The 13975-nt window shown below is 56.6% G+C and carries 12 protein-coding genes; 7 read left to right on the top strand and 5 right to left on the bottom strand.

Annotated elements, in window-relative coordinates:
• Positions 1 to 28: 28 nt before the first annotated feature.
• Positions 29 to 1222, bottom strand: a complete 1194-nt coding sequence (locus CWR52_RS13820) for an NAD(P)/FAD-dependent oxidoreductase (protein WP_104950922.1) — start codon at positions 1220 to 1222, stop codon at positions 29 to 31.
• A gap of 228 nt (positions 1223 to 1450) precedes the next feature.
• Here CWR52_RS13820 and pitA point away from each other — a divergent pair, with 228 nt between their 5' ends.
• The 3 genes from pitA (at position 1451) to CWR52_RS13805 (ending at position 3900) form a co-directional block, all read left to right on the top strand.
• Entirely contained in the window at positions 1451 to 2950 is a 1500-nt protein-coding gene (gene pitA, locus CWR52_RS13815; protein ID WP_008503116.1) for an inorganic phosphate transporter PitA, read from the top strand.
• A gap of 94 nt (positions 2951 to 3044) precedes the next feature.
• Entirely contained in the window at positions 3045 to 3515 is a 471-nt protein-coding gene (locus CWR52_RS13810; protein ID WP_252152158.1) for a polymorphic toxin type 44 domain-containing protein, read from the top strand.
• Positions 3493 to 3900: a hypothetical protein gene (locus CWR52_RS13805; RefSeq protein WP_104949935.1), complete on the top strand. Its 408-nt coding sequence runs from the start codon at positions 3493 to 3495 to the stop codon at positions 3898 to 3900. Before CWR52_RS13810 ends, CWR52_RS13805 begins: the two co-directional genes overlap by 23 nt.
• A 43-nt stretch (positions 3901 to 3943) precedes the next feature.
• Here the strand turns inward: CWR52_RS13805 and uspB are convergent, their stop codons facing one another.
• Entirely contained in the window at positions 3944 to 4279 is a 336-nt protein-coding gene (gene uspB, locus CWR52_RS13800; RefSeq protein ID WP_003861224.1) for a universal stress protein UspB, read from the bottom strand.
• A gap of 283 nt (positions 4280 to 4562) precedes the next feature.
• Here uspB and uspA point away from each other — a divergent pair, with 283 nt between their 5' ends.
• Entirely contained in the window at positions 4563 to 5000 is a 438-nt protein-coding gene (gene uspA / locus CWR52_RS13795) for a universal stress protein UspA (RefSeq protein ID WP_003861223.1), read from the top strand.
• Positions 5001 to 5097: 97 nt separating this feature from the next.
• Here the strand turns inward: uspA and rsmJ are convergent, their stop codons facing one another.
• Together rsmJ and prlC are read right to left on the bottom strand one after the other, a co-directional pair.
• Complete coding sequence (gene rsmJ, locus CWR52_RS13790; RefSeq protein ID WP_104949934.1) at positions 5098 to 5850, bottom strand: 16S rRNA (guanine(1516)-N(2))-methyltransferase RsmJ; 753 nt, start codon at positions 5848 to 5850, stop codon at positions 5098 to 5100.
• A 7-nt stretch (positions 5851 to 5857) separates the two neighbouring features.
• Positions 5858 to 7900 (bottom strand): oligopeptidase A, encoded by a 2043-nt coding sequence (gene prlC, locus CWR52_RS13785; RefSeq protein WP_032653923.1) that lies wholly within the window; start codon positions 7898 to 7900, stop codon positions 5858 to 5860.
• 207 nt (positions 7901 to 8107) lie between these two features.
• On the opposite strand from prlC, the gene CWR52_RS13780 reads away from it, so the two are divergent.
• The 3 genes from CWR52_RS13780 (at position 8108) to CWR52_RS13770 (ending at position 12207) form a co-directional block, all read left to right on the top strand.
• Entirely contained in the window at positions 8108 to 8950 is an 843-nt protein-coding gene (locus CWR52_RS13780; RefSeq protein WP_021242151.1) for a 23S rRNA (adenine(2030)-N(6))-methyltransferase RlmJ, read from the top strand.
• A 71-nt stretch (positions 8951 to 9021) separates the two neighbouring features.
• Positions 9022 to 10374, top strand: coding sequence for a glutathione-disulfide reductase (gene gorA, locus CWR52_RS13775; RefSeq protein ID WP_104949933.1), 1353 nt, complete (start codon positions 9022 to 9024; stop codon positions 10372 to 10374).
• Positions 10375 to 10557: 183 nt separating this feature from the next.
• Positions 10558 to 12207 (top strand): alpha,alpha-trehalase, encoded by a 1650-nt coding sequence (locus tag CWR52_RS13770; protein WP_008503121.1) that lies wholly within the window; start codon positions 10558 to 10560, stop codon positions 12205 to 12207.
• A gap of 49 nt (positions 12208 to 12256) precedes the next feature.
• On the opposite strand, the gene CWR52_RS13765 is transcribed toward CWR52_RS13770, so the two are convergent.
• Positions 12257 to 13846 (bottom strand): STY4199 family HEPN domain-containing protein, encoded by a 1590-nt coding sequence (locus CWR52_RS13765; protein ID WP_104949932.1) that lies wholly within the window; start codon positions 13844 to 13846, stop codon positions 12257 to 12259.
• Positions 13847 to 13975 lie beyond the last annotated feature (129 nt).

The raw sequence follows: 13975 nt of genomic DNA, 5'->3' as shown, positions 1-13975 counted from the left end.
AAGTTGGTGCAATAATTGCGTTACGTGATTATTTCTCTGCCAGCGCCTGAGCACACGCCCAGGCACTTGCCCATGCCCACTGGAAGTTATATCCGCCGAGCCAGCCGGTCACATCCATCACTTCGCCAATAAAATAGAGCCCCGGCACGTTGCGTGCTTCCATAGTGCGGGACGAGAGCTCATTCGTGTCGACCCCGCCCAGCGTCACTTCCGCGGTGCGGTAGCCTTCCGTGCCGTTTGGCTGCACGCGCCAGTTTGTTAGCGTAACCACCAACGTCTCCTGCTCGCGGCTGTTAAGCTGCTTGAGCGACACATCCGGGATCTGCCCCAGCCCCTGCAAACACTCCACCAGACGCTTCGGCAGCTGCATTGCCAGCGTGTTTTTCAGGCTTTGATTCGGGTGTGCGGTACGCTGCTCGTTGAGGAACGCATCGAGATCGCAGTCCGGGAGCAGGTTAACCGTGACAAACTCTCCTGGCTGCCAGTAGCTGGAGATTTGCAGGACCGCCGGGCCGGAGAGGCCGCGATGGGTAAAGAGCAGGTTTTCGCGAAACACCGTGCCGTCTTTGGCGGTGATAACTGAGGGAACAGACACGCCAGACAGCGTCTGAAGCTGTTCCAGAAGCGGTTTATGCAGCGTGAACGGCACCAGCCCGGCGCGCGTAGGCAAAACGTTCAGGCCAAACTGTTCGGCAATCTTATAGCCGAACGGGGAAGCGCCCAGTCCCGGCATAGAGAGGCCGCCGCTGGCGATCACCAGATTATCGGCACGGACGGTTTCGCCGTTGAGCTGCAGCGTGTAGCCCTGGTCGTCACGGGAAACCTCCAGCACCTCGGTGCGCAGGCGCATGACCACGCCACCCTTCTCGCACTCGGCCACCAGCATATCGACAATCTGCTGCGCGGAGTCGTCGCAGAACAGCTGGCCCAGCGTCTTCTCATGCCATGCGATACCGTGCTTACCCACCAGGTCGATAAAATCCCACTGGGTATAACGCGCCAGCGCAGATTTACAAAAATGACGGTTTTGGCTCAAATAGGCCGCGGGTTCAACATACAGGTTAGTAAAGTTGCAGCGCCCGCCGCCGGACATCAGGATCTTACGGCCTGGCTTTTTACCGTTATCCAGCAGCAGCACGCGACGACCCGCCTGTCCGGCCATTGCCGCACAAAACATACCCGCCGCACCGGCGCCAATTACCACGGCATCAAACCTTTCCACGTCAAAACCCTCTTTGTTAACTGCCGCGGATTGTAAAGTTTCCTCTGTGGTCACACCAGCGTAAAAAGATATTACAAAGCCATTCCATTGAAATTTAAAGAATATCCTTTCAGGCACTTTTCTCAATTCAGGTGGTATGTCAAAAAAAGTCTATATTTCACTTTGCCCGTTGCGCATTTGTCCTGGATAATGCGCCGCGTTCATGTCCTCAAAATGGCGTAACGTCCTATGCTACATTTGTTTGCCGGCCTGGATTTACATACCGGGCTTTTACTCTTGCTTGCTCTGGTTTTTGTACTGTTTTACGAAGCGATCAACGGCTTCCACGACACTGCAAACGCAGTAGCGACGGTTATCTACACTCGCGCAATGCGATCGCAGCTTGCGGTTGTTATGGCGGCGGTATTTAACTTTTTTGGTGTCCTCCTGGGCGGACTGAGCGTTGCGTATGCCATTGTGCATATGCTGCCAACAGATCTGCTGCTTAACGTAAGTTCTGGCCATGGCCTCGCTATGGTGTTCTCAATGCTGCTTGCTGCAATTATCTGGAACCTCGGTACCTGGTATTTCGGCCTGCCTGCATCCAGTTCTCACACCCTCATCGGCGCGATTATCGGTATCGGGTTAACCAACGCCCTCATGACCGGTACATCGGTTGTTGATGCGTTAAATATCCCGAAAGTACTGGGGATCTTTGCCTCTCTCATCGTCTCCCCTATCGTGGGTCTGGTGGTGGCAGGCGGGCTGATCTTCATCCTGCGTCGTTACTGGAGCAATACCAAAAAACGCTCCCGTATTCACCTGACGCCAGCAGAGCGTGAAAAGAAAGACGGCAAGAAAAAGCCGCCGTTCTGGACGCGTATCGCCCTGATCATTTCCGCTATCGGTGTGGCTTTCTCACACGGCGCGAACGATGGTCAGAAAGGCATTGGTCTGGTGATGCTGGTACTGATCGGCGTCGCACCGGCGGGCTTCGTGGTTAACATGAACGCCTCCGGCTACGAAATCACCCGGACCCGTGATGCGGTCAACAACGTTGAAACTTATTTCCAGCAGCATCCTGAGCTGCTGAAAAAAGCGACCGGCGTTGACCAGCTGATCCCGTCTCCGGAAGCCGGTGCAACCACCGCGCCTGGCGAATTCCACTGCCATCCGGCTAACGCGATTAACGCGCTGGAACGTGCCAAAGGCATGCTGGGCAATATTGAAAGTTATGACAAACTGACCGTTGAGCAGCGTGGTCAGCTGCGTCGCATTATGCTGTGCATCTCTGATGTGACGGATAAAGTGGCGAAGCTGCCTGACGTGAATGCTGACGACCAGCGTCTCCTGAAGAAACTGAAAGGCGATATGCTCAACACCATCGAGTACGCGCCAATCTGGATCATCATGGCCGTCGCACTGGCGCTCGGTATCGGTACGATGATTGGCTGGCGTCGTGTGGCGACCACCATCGGCGAGAAGATCGGTAAGAAAGGCATGACCTATGCGCAGGGTATGTCCGCGCAGATGACGGCGGCAGTGTCTATCGGTCTGGCGAGCTACACCGGTATGCCGGTATCCACCACCCACGTACTCTCCTCGTCCGTGGCAGGTACCATGATTGTTGACGGTGGCGGTCTGCAGCGCAAAACCGTGACCAACATTCTGATGGCCTGGGTGTTCACCCTTCCGGCATCCATCCTGCTGTCTGGCGGGCTGTACTGGATTTCGCTGAAGCTGATTTAATCGGTTGAAGGCGACAAAAAAGCGGGTCAGGAAACTGACCCGCTTTTTTTATGGCTGCAATTTGCCATGAAGTGTTTGATAAAATGAGGATTTTATGAACATTTTTTGTTCAATTTTAAAACACAGAAAAAACTATCATGGCGGCCAAAAGAAAAATCCAGGCAAAGGAGAATGTATGGCTTCTGTCCCTATTTCAGGACCGGGTTCAATCGTTATAGCGAACAATATGCGCGAGGCACGCCTTAACGGAATGTCACGCAATATGGCTACGCCCTCAACGTATTATTGGTTCTACCAAAAAGTCCGAAATGGTGGACCATGGGATTACAAAAAATTCGACCCTTATTTTGCTGCATTTGGTAATTTCAACTTCGGAGCTGCCGGAACTGCAGCAGGCATTCCTGCAAACATCCTTCTTATGGGTGCAGGTTGGGCTCAAAGCCGTGCTGGCACGTCAAAACCTGAATGGGGAAAATGGTACGAAAAGCCGCCTTACGGGGACGATCCAACGGACCAACGCAATATCAGAGAAGGAATAGAGTATGCCATTCAAAACGGCTACTAAATGGATTCATCGCCTTGTTACGGTTTCGCTTCTGGCTCTGGGCATTGGATTTGTGTGGCTAAACCACCAGCCCAATCAGCGAAATAACGATGCACTTCAACACGTTTATAAATTATCTGACAGCGTCTGGCTCTATATGACCGTGAACAATCAGGGTGGCGCCACCGTACCCACAATCTACCGTTACTATCTCTCGGAAAAGATAACAGGGAAAGACAGCGACATTATCCATCAGTTGGCTATGAAGCATCCTGTCATTGAAGGTACGGGTACAATTACTGCGGCCAGCATTGATACAAACGGAGACGTTAACATCGCCTATAGCGGGAAGGTTACTTCGATTGAGACCAATATCTCCAATCTTCGGTTCACGGTTAAGCCCTGAGCCAGAGGAAAGAAGGCGGGGCTGACCCCGCCTGCTGTGATGCTCAGTGCCAAATCATCAATGCAATCATGCTGACCACGACCAGGCCACACAGGGCGCTGGTTAAAATGAACTGACGACGCAGGCGCTCGCAGCGACGGATAAATTCTTCATCGTGATGATCGCGGTAGCGCTGGTAGTAGATATATCCCACCAGACGCATCTGTTTGCTGGGCTGTCCATGCGAGGTGAAGAACCCTCCACCGTCCACATACTGATAAAGCAACGGATCGCAACCACGAAGTACCACTAACAGCGCACGTAACGATGAGAAGTAGCGCGCCATATTCACTATGCAAACCACGCATAACGCCCAAAACAATGCGACGGTGCTAATCATACATCCTCCCCGGCGTCCGCCCACGAAGCAAGGCTTCTGAGCTACCGCACCCCAATGCCCTGACAGACAGTTCAGTGAAAGAATGACCAAAAGTCGATCCGGTTCGCGTTTTAATATCCGAACGGCTCATTTAATAGTGTAGGAGATCCGTTAATTTTTTTGCCACAAGGTTAATCGTTATCAACACCAAAGCTTGAAAAATATGTTTAACTGGGCCGTAATGAAAGTATCAGACGACAGCATTCTCACTTAGTCATCGATAACTTAAGGAAGGAGTAACACTATGGCTTACAAACACATTCTCATCGCGGTAGACCTCTCCCCGGAGAGCAAAGTGCTGGTTGATAAAGCGGTATCCATGGCACGTCCCTACAACGCGAAAGTTTCGCTGATTCACGTTGATGTGAATTACTCCGACCTCTACACCGGTCTGATCGACGTCAATCTGGGCGATATGCAGAAGCGTATCTCCGAAGAGACGCACCACGCCCTGAGCGAACTGTCCACTAACGCAGGCTACCCGATTACCGAAACCCTGAGCGGCAGCGGCGACCTGGGCCAGGTACTGGTTGATGCGATCAAGAAATATGACATGGACCTGGTGGTGTGCGGTCACCATCAGGACTTCTGGAGCAAGCTGATGTCTTCCGCGCGCCAGCTGATTAACACCGTTCACGTGGATATGCTGATTGTTCCACTGCGTGACGAAGAAGACGAGTAAGTGCGTTAAATTCCCCTCACCCTAACCCTCTCCCACAGGGAGAGGGGATAGATCGAGGACGTAGGCCGGGTAAGGCGAAGCCACCACCCGGCTTTTTTTATTCCGGCGTGCCTGAGTAGATATCAAACCGGTGCCCTTTGGTGGTCACCGCATTGGTCGTGGAAACGTCCGCCAGCGGCGGCGCATAGTCAGGGCGTTTCACCACCACCCGCTTCCTCGCCAGCTGGCGAGCCGGCGCCAGCAGGCCATCCGCGTCCAAATCAGGCCCCACCAGAGACTGAAACACCCGCATCTCTTTCTTCACCAGCGCGCTTTTCTGCTTGTGCGGAAACATCGGGTCGAGATAGACCACCTGCGGGCGCGGGGTGATATCGGTCAGCGCCGTCAGGCTCGAGGCATGAATCAGCTGCAAACGCTCCTGCAACCACGGGCCGATTTCCGGGTCCGCGTAGCCACGGCTCAGACCGTCGTCGAGCAGGGCCGCCACCACCGGGTTACGTTCCAGCATCCGCACGTGACAGCCAACAGACGCCAGCACAAAAGCATCGCGCCCCAGCCCCGCGGTGGCATCCACCACGTCCGGCAGATAGCTTCCTTTAATCCCAACCGCTTTAGCCACCGCTTCGCCGCGACCTCCGCCGAATTTGCGCCGGTGCGCCATGGCCCCGCCGACAAAATCGACGAAAATCCCGCCGAGCTTCGGTTCGTCGCGCTTGCGTAACTCCAGATGCGCTGTGGTCATCACCAGCGCCATCGGGTTTTCATCATCGTGCTCCAGCCCCCAGCGGGCGGCCAGAACAGATAAGGCGCCGTCTCCGGCGCCCGTTTCATCCACTAAGCAGATCTTCACGTAACAATCAGCCTTTGATCCCGTAATGCTCAAGCATCGCATCCAGCTGCGGCTCGCGTCCGCGGAAGCGTTTGAACAGCACCATTGGCTCTTCGGAACCGCCGCGGGTCAGGATGTTGTCGAGGAACGACTGGCCGGTTTCGCGGTTGAAGATCCCCTCTTCTTCGAAACGAGAGAAGGCATCCGCCGCCAGCACGTCGGCCCACAGGTAGCTGTAGTAGCCCGCTGCGTAGCCGCCTGCAAAGATGTGGCTGAAGGCATGCGGGAAGCGGCCCCAGGTCGGCCCTGGAATAACGGCAACCTGCTTTTTAATCTCGGCCAGGGTTTCAAGAATTTTCGCCCCCTGCTCCGGGCTGAACTCGGCGTGCAGGCGGAAATCGAACAGGCCGAACTCCAGCTGACGCAGGATAAACATCGCCGCCTGGTAGTTCTTCGCTGCCAGCATTTTATCCAGCAATTCTTTCGGCAGCGGTTCGCCGGTCTCATAGTGACCGGAGATAAACGCCAGCGCGTCCGGCTCCCAGCACCAGTTTTCCATAAACTGGCTCGGCAGCTCGACCGCATCCCACGGCACACCGCTGATGCCTGCCACGCCTGCGGTTTCGATGCGGGTCAGCATATGGTGCAGACCGTGTCCGAACTCGTGGAACAGGGTGATCACTTCATCGTGGGTGAACAGCGCAGGTTTGCCGTTCACCGGGCGGTTGAAGTTACAGGTCAGGTAGGCGACCGGTTTCTGCAGAGAACCGTCGGCTTTACGCATCTGGCCCACGCAGTCGTCCATCCACGCCCCACCGCGCTTGTTCTCACGCGCATAGAGATCGAGGTAGAAGCTGCCGCGCAGTTCGTTTTTCTCGTCATACAGCTCGAAGAAGCGCACGTCCGGATGCCAGACGTCGATATCGGTACGCTCTTTGGCGGTGATGCCATAGATGCGCTTCACCACTTCAAACAGGCCGTTAACGGCTTTGTTTTCCGGGAAGTACGGGCGCAGCTGCTCGTCGCTGATGCTGTAGAGGTGCTGCTTCTGTTTTTCGCTGTAGTAAGCGATGTCCCACGGCTGCAGCTCGTCCACGCCGAACTCCGCTTTCGCGAAGGCGCGCAGCTGGGCCAGCTCTTTTTCACCCTGAGGACGGGCGCGTTTCGCCAGATCGGTCAGGAAGTCGAGCACCTGCTGCGGATTTTCCGCCATTTTGGTGGCGAGGGATTTATCGGCGTAGTTTTCGAAGCCCAGCAGTTGGGCCAGCTCGTGGCGCAGGGCAAGGATTTCCGCCATGACCGGACTGTTGTCCCACTTACCGGCATTCGGCCCCTGATCGGAGGCGCGGGTGCTGTAGGCGCGGTACATCTCTTCGCGAAGCGCCTGGTTGTCGCAGTAGGTCATCACCGGCAGATAGCTCGGGATATCCAGGGTTAGCAGGAAGCCGTCCTGCTCTTTCGCCTCGGCCTGCGCTTTTGCTGCCGCCAGCGCGCTTTCCGGCATACCGGAAAGCTCCGCTTCGTCGGTGATCAGCTTCGTCCAGCCCATGGTGGCGTCGAGCACGTTGTTGCTGTACTGGTTGCCCAGCTCGGACAGGCGCGCGGCAATTTCACCGTAGCGGGTCTGCTTCTCTTTTGGCAGGCCAATCCCGGACAGCTCAAAATCACGCAGGGCGTTATCGACCGATTTTTTCTGCGCCGTGTTCAGTTCGGCATAATGGTCGCCGTCGCGCAGGTCGCGGTAGGCTTTGTAGAGCCCTTCGTGCTGGCCGACCCAGGTGCTGTACTCAGAGAGCAGCGGCAGGGTTTGCTCGTAGGCTTCGCGCAGCTCCGGGCTGTTTTTTACCGAGTTCAGGTGGCTCACCGGGGAGAAGATGCGCCCCAGCACGTCGTCCACTTCGGCCAGCGGCTGACACAGATTTTCCCAGGTGTACGGCCCGCCCTGCGCGACCACGCTTTCTACCGCCGCGCGGCAGTTGTCCAGCGATTGCGTAACCGCTGGAACCACATGCTCGGGGAGGATTTTAGAAAACGGTGGCAACGAAAAAGGCGTCAGTAATGGATTGGTCATAAACGCTGTCCTGTTGAAAGAGGTGAATGAAGCGCGCATCCGGCGCTGTGCATATGCGATCTAGAATGGGGTTAAGTGTAGAGGATTTCAATGCCAGACGTGGCGGAAAAGAGCCCGGTGGCGCTGCGCTTACCGGGCCTGCGGGTAATCTGCGCCGTTCTGCTGTAAACTGTGGCAAATCGTCAATTCAGCGGAATATCATTACCCATGCTCAGTTATCGCCACAGCTTCCACGCAGGCAACCACGCCGACGTCCTTAAACACACCGTGCAGAGCCTGATCATCGAATCGCTCAAAGAGAAAGAAAAGCCGTTTCTCTATCTGGACACGCACGCGGGGGCGGGCCGTTATCAGCTGAGCGGCGAGCATGCCGAGCGTACCGGTGAATATCTGGAAGGGATCGCCCGCATCTGGCAGCAGGACGACCTGCCTGCCGAGCTGGAGCCGTACATCGGCGTGGTGAACCACTTCAACCGCAACGGCCAGCTGCGTTACTACCCGGGATCCCCGCTGATTGCCCGCCAGCTGCTGCGCGAGCAGGACAGCATCCAGCTGACCGAGCTGCATCCGAGCGACTTCCCGCTGCTGCGTTCTGAATTCCAGAAAGACAGCCGCGCCCGCGTGGAAAAAGCCGACGGCTATCAGCAGCTGAAAGCCAAGCTGCCGCCGGTTTCCCGTCGTGGCCTGATACTGATCGACCCGCCGTACGAAATCAAAACCGACTATCAGGCGGTGGTGACGGGTATTCACGAAGGCTACAAACGCTTCGCCACCGGGACATACGCCCTGTGGTATCCGGTGGTGCTGCGCGCGCAAATCAAACGCATGATCAAAGACCTGGAAGCCACCGGCATCCGCAAAATCCTGCAGATCGAGCTGGCCGTGCGTCCGGACAGCGACCAGCGCGGCATGACCGCCTCGGGTATGATCGTCATTAACCCGCCGTGGAAGCTCGAAGCGCAGATGAACAACGTGCTGCCGTGGCTGCACAAAACGCTGGTGCCAGCCGGTACGGGTCATACCTCCGTCAGCTGGATCGTGCCGGAGTAATCGCAGCCATCGGTGGAAACTATTGATTTCAGGTATACAATCGCGGCAATTCACGATTAAGGACAAAAGCTATGACTAAGCATTATGACTACATCGCCATCGGCGGCGGCAGCGGCGGCATCGCCTCCATCAACCGCGCGGCCATGTACGGCCAGAAGTGTGCGCTGATTGAAGCCAAAGCGCTGGGCGGCACCTGCGTGAACGTGGGTTGTGTACCGAAAAAGGTGATGTGGCATGCGGCGCAAATCCGTGAAGCTATCCATATGTATGGCCCGGACTACGGCTTTGACACCACCATCAACCACTTCGACTGGGACAAACTGATCGCCAGCCGTACCGCCTACATCGACCGTATTCACACCTCGTACGACAACGTGCTGGGTAAAAATAACGTCGACGTTATCCACGGTTTCGCCCGCTTTGTGGACGCGAAAACGATCGAAGTGAACGGTGAGACGATCACCGCCGATCACATCCTGATCGCCACCGGCGGCCGTCCGAGCCACCCGAACATCCCGGGCGCGGAATACGGCATCGACTCTGACGGTTTCTTCGAACTGCCTGCCCTGCCTAAGCGCGTTGCCGTGGTGGGCGCGGGTTACATCGCGGTGGAGCTGGCTGGCGTGATTAACGGTCTGGGTGCCGAAGCGCACCTGTTCGTGCGTAAACACGCGCCGCTGCGCAGCTTCGATCCGCTGATCGTTGATACGCTGGTTGAAGTGATGAACACCGAAGGTCCGACCCTGCATACCCACGCCGTGCCAAAAGCGGTCGTGAAAAATGCAGACGGCAGCCTGACTCTGGAGCTGGAGGATGGCCGCAGCCAGACCGTCGATTGCCTGATCTGGGCGATTGGTCGTGAACCGGCGAACGATAACTTCAACCTGGGCGTGACCGGCGTGAAAACCGACGAAAAAGGCTATATCGTCGTCGATAAATTCCAGAATACCAGCTTACCGGGCATTTACGCGGTCGGCGATAATACCGGTGCGGTTGAGCTGACGCCGGTGGCCGTTGCGGCGGGTCGTCGTCTTTCCGAGCGCCTGTTTAACAACAAGCCGGACGAGCATCTGGACTACAGCAACATCCCGACCGTGGTCTTCAGCCACCCGCCAATCGGCACCGTCGGCTTAACCGAGCCGCAGGCGCGCGAGCAGTATGGCGACGACCAGGTGAAAGTGTATAAATCGGCGTTCACCGCGATGTATACCGCCGTTACCTCCCACCGTCAGCCGTGCCGCATGAAGCTGGTCTGCGTCGGCCCGGAAGAGAAGATTGTCGGTATCCACGGCATTGGCTTCGGCATGGATGAGATCCTGCAGGGCTTTGCGGTAGCGCTGAAGATGGGCGCGACCAAGAAAGATTTCGACAATACCGTGGCGATCCACCCAACGGCCGCCGAAGAGTTTGTCACCATGCGTTAATGCATAAGCCCCTCTCCGGAGGGGCTTTTTTTATTCACATTCATAAATCGTTGCAAAACGAATGCTCCGAAAAGAGTGATCTACCGCACATATCCCTCCACATCTACCGAAGCGAATGTCTACGCTTATAAGACGCCCGGATAAACCTGTCTTTTGAACACACAACCGGAGGTCCCTATCACCATGTTCAACCAGAAACTACAGGCTACCGAGAACATCGAATTCGAGATTGCAGAAGAGCTGCGCTACGAGACCGATCCCTGCGAGTTGAAACTGGATGAAATGATTGAGGCGGAGCCGGAACCCGAAATGATCGAGGGGCTACCCGCCTCCGATGCACTGACGCCCGCAGACCGCTATCTTGAACTGTTTGAGCACGTGCAGTCCTCGCGCCTGTTCACGGACAGCAAAACCTTTCCCGACTGCGCGCCGAAGATGGATCCGCTGGATATCCTGATCCGCTATCGCAAGGTCAGACGCCACCGGGATTTCGACCTGCGCCAGTTTGTGGAAAACCACTTCTGGCTGCCGGAGACCTACAGTACGGAATATGTTTCCGACCCCGGTCTGTCCCTCAAAGAGCACATTGACAGCCTGTGGCCAGTGCTGACGCGCGAGCCGCAGGATCATATTCCCTGGTCTTCCCTGCTGGCGCTGCCCCAAGCCTATATCGTTCCCGGCGGACGATTCAGCGAGACCTACTACTGGGATTCCTATTTCTCCATGCTGGGGCTGGCGGAGAGCGGTCGTAACGATCTGCTGAAATGTATGGCGGATAATTTCGCCTGGCTGATTGAACGCTACGGGCATATTCCCAACGGCAACCGTACCTATTATCTCAGCCGCTCCCAGCCGCCGGTCTTTGCGCTGATGGTGGAATTGTTTGAGGAGGACGGCGTGCGCGGTGCGAAACGCTATCTGGAACACCTCAAAATGGAGTACGCCTTCTGGATGGACGGCGCGGAGTCGCTCCTGCTTAACCAGGCCTACCGCAGCGCCGTGCGTATGCCGGACGGCTCGTTGCTCAACCGCTACTGGGATGACCGTGATACCCCGCGCGATGAATCGTGGATTGAGGACGTGGAAACTGCCCGCCATTCGGGCCGTCCGCCAAACGAGGTGTATCGCGACCTGCGCGCCGGGGCGGCGTCCGGCTGGGACTATTCCTCCCGCTGGCTGCGCGATCCGTCTCGGCTCGCCAGCATCCGCACGACGCAGTTTATCCCCATCGACCTGAACGCCTTCCTGTACAAGCTGGAAAGCGCAATCGCCAACATCTCGGCATCGAAAGGGGATAAAGAGACGGCCGACCTGTTCCGCCAGAAAGCCAGCGATCGCCGCGAGGCGGTGAACCGCTATCTGTGGGACGAGGAGAGTGGCTGTTACCGCGATTACGACTGGCGACGCGAAGAGCTGGCGCTGTTTTCTGCCGCCAGCATTGTGCCGCTGTATGTCGGCATGGCGACCCATGAGCAGGCCGAGCGCCTGTCGGATGCGGTCAAGGCGCGACTGCTCACGCCGGGCGGGATTCTGGCGACCGAGTACGAAACTGGCGAGCAGTGGGATAAACCCAACGGCTGGGCGCCGCTGCAGTGGATGGCGATTCAGGGCTTCAAGCAGTATGGCAACGACTCGCTGGGGGATGAGATCGCCTGGAGCTGGCTGCATACGGTGAACCATTTTTATCAAACGCACCATAAGCTGATTGAGAAGTACCACATCGCCAGCAGCACGCCGCGCGAAGGGGGCGGCGGGGAGTATCCGCTGCAGGATGGCTTCGGCTGGACGAACGGCGTGGTGCGACGGTTGATTGGGTTGTATGGGGAGCCTTGAGTGGGGTGCGGTCTGGTGCCCTCACCCCTCTGGGGTGAGGGGAAAAATGTCAGCGAATCACCTCATAAATGGCGCTCTGAATAGATTGCCATTTTTTGGTGGTGGCATCCGGCTGTGACTGCGCGCGCCGCGTGGCCATGTCGAGATCGTGCTGCTGGCGTTTCACCACCGCAGGCACGGTGCAGAAAGCTTTGAGGTACGCTTTACGTACCGAGGTCAGAGACTCGCCGTTCGACATTGCGTGGCTGAGCGTGTTGATGAAGCGCCGACACGGCTTCTCCTCCACCATGTTTTGCCGGTAGCGTAACATCAGCTCCAGCACGTCGTCATAGCCTGCCGACATCGCCTCTTCGGTCCAGGACAGCTTCCAGTCCATACCGCCCTGCAAAAAGAGCTGGGTCACGCGGGTGTCGTTGCGGTTAATGGCCGAGCGGAAATTATTCTCGTCCCAGGTCACTCCCATGCGCGTGAGCGTTTCGCGCGAGGAAGGCGTTTCACGCATTTCCTGTGGTGGTGCCGCTTCAGCCGCGCTGACGGCCGCAGGCTGCGGTTTACTGCTGGTCACCAGCCAGAAGCCTCCCGCCACGATGGCAATCACCATAACGCCAACCGCCCCCCATAACGCACCGGAAATAAGCTGCTCGCGTTGTTCGGGGGTGCGCGGCGCGCGCTGGGTCGGCTTTTCAATGGTGTCACGGACTTCAAACAGATCCCCACCGGTGACCCGATCCATTTTCTGCGCCTTTTCCCAGAAGGTATGCAGTTCGCTGGCATCTACCGCCATGAATCCCGCGGGATTGACGCGCGTTCTCCCCTCTTCAAACGCGCGTTGAACGGGCCGCGCGATCTGTGCGTAGTAGTTATCCAGCAGCTGAATTTGCGCCGAGCTCAACGTTTTCTGAACGGTAATGTTGTTGCGAATTTGCCGGATGTCATCGAGGAAGGTTTGCAGCGTTTTACGCGGTTCAACCAGCAGCGTCAGCATGGACGGATCGCTGAACAGCGAAGCGTAATAGCGGCTGAACTCCTTTTTATCCACCAGCATCTGTGCCAGTTCGCTGAACATCATGCCGCTCAGCACATCGTTGATCTCGCCCAGCTTCAGCCAGCGCCGAACGCGATCGGCATTAAACAAAGTCTTAAGATGGTTGTTCAGCTTGACCTGATCGGGCCAGGCCTGCTGGATGAGCCCTTTTATCATCAGCTCTATCGCCCGCACCTGCTTGTGCGCCTGCTGCTGCTGGAGTTCGCTGCCCGGTGCCAGGTCCGTGCTGTAGGTCAACAGCGGCTGCTGCAGGCGAAGATGCTCCAGCGCGGTGACAAAGCGCATCGCCGCAATCAGCTGGTTTTCACTCACATCCTGTCCGCTTTCATACTGCGGCACGCGCTGCTGCAGCAGGCGCAGCTGGAGCGTAAATTCCGACATCTCGGCATCATTCAGGTTGAGTTTTTTCGCCACGGCTCCCCAGCCGCCCAGGGCTAATCGCGCGCTGTCCAGTTGTTCCAGAAACCAGCGTGGATCTTTGCCCTCAGATGCATGTACATTCAGAAGAAGCAAAATTTCCACCGACGCATGGCGAATGACCGCCAGACAGTGTTCGAACTGTTCGCGAATATGATGTGATGTGCTGAGAGTCATTGTTTTCCTTAAGCGACAACGAAGACATCCGGAATGGGCACGCAACGGCCTTTTTTCTTTTTATTTATACGCGGTTAACCATACCTGACTTTCTGTTGAAATAAAGTGACAACCCTAAAATCATTTAAA

It is taken from the genome of Enterobacter sp. SGAir0187 (assembly GCF_002952735.2).
Classification (GTDB): Bacteria; Pseudomonadota; Gammaproteobacteria; order Enterobacterales; family Enterobacteriaceae; genus Enterobacter; species Enterobacter quasiroggenkampii.
This window is presented reverse-complemented; position numbering and strand designations above follow the sequence as displayed.

What these genes read in the sequence shown, in the direction of transcription:
- pitA (WP_008503116.1), top strand. Translation starts at nt 1,451, where the DNA reads ATGCTACATTTGTTTGCCGGCCTGGATTTACATACCGGGCTTTTACTC.
- CWR52_RS13810 (WP_252152158.1), top strand. Translation starts at nt 3,045, where the DNA reads ATGAACATTTTTTGTTCAATTTTAAAACACAGAAAAAACTATCATGGC.
- CWR52_RS13805 (WP_104949935.1), top strand. Translation starts at nt 3,493, where the DNA reads ATGCCATTCAAAACGGCTACTAAATGGATTCATCGCCTTGTTACGGTT.
- uspB (WP_003861224.1), bottom strand. Translation starts at nt 4,279, where the DNA reads ATGATTAGCACCGTCGCATTGTTTTGGGCGTTATGCGTGGTTTGCATA.
- uspA (WP_003861223.1), top strand. Translation starts at nt 4,563, where the DNA reads ATGGCTTACAAACACATTCTCATCGCGGTAGACCTCTCCCCGGAGAGC.
- prlC (WP_032653923.1), bottom strand. Translation starts at nt 7,900, where the DNA reads ATGACCAATCCATTACTGACGCCTTTTTCGTTGCCACCGTTTTCTAAA.
- CWR52_RS13780 (WP_021242151.1), top strand. Translation starts at nt 8,108, where the DNA reads ATGCTCAGTTATCGCCACAGCTTCCACGCAGGCAACCACGCCGACGTC.
- gorA (WP_104949933.1), top strand. Translation starts at nt 9,022, where the DNA reads ATGACTAAGCATTATGACTACATCGCCATCGGCGGCGGCAGCGGCGGC.
- CWR52_RS13770 (WP_008503121.1), top strand. Translation starts at nt 10,558, where the DNA reads ATGTTCAACCAGAAACTACAGGCTACCGAGAACATCGAATTCGAGATT.
- CWR52_RS13765 (WP_104949932.1), bottom strand. Translation starts at nt 13,846, where the DNA reads ATGACTCTCAGCACATCACATCATATTCGCGAACAGTTCGAACACTGT.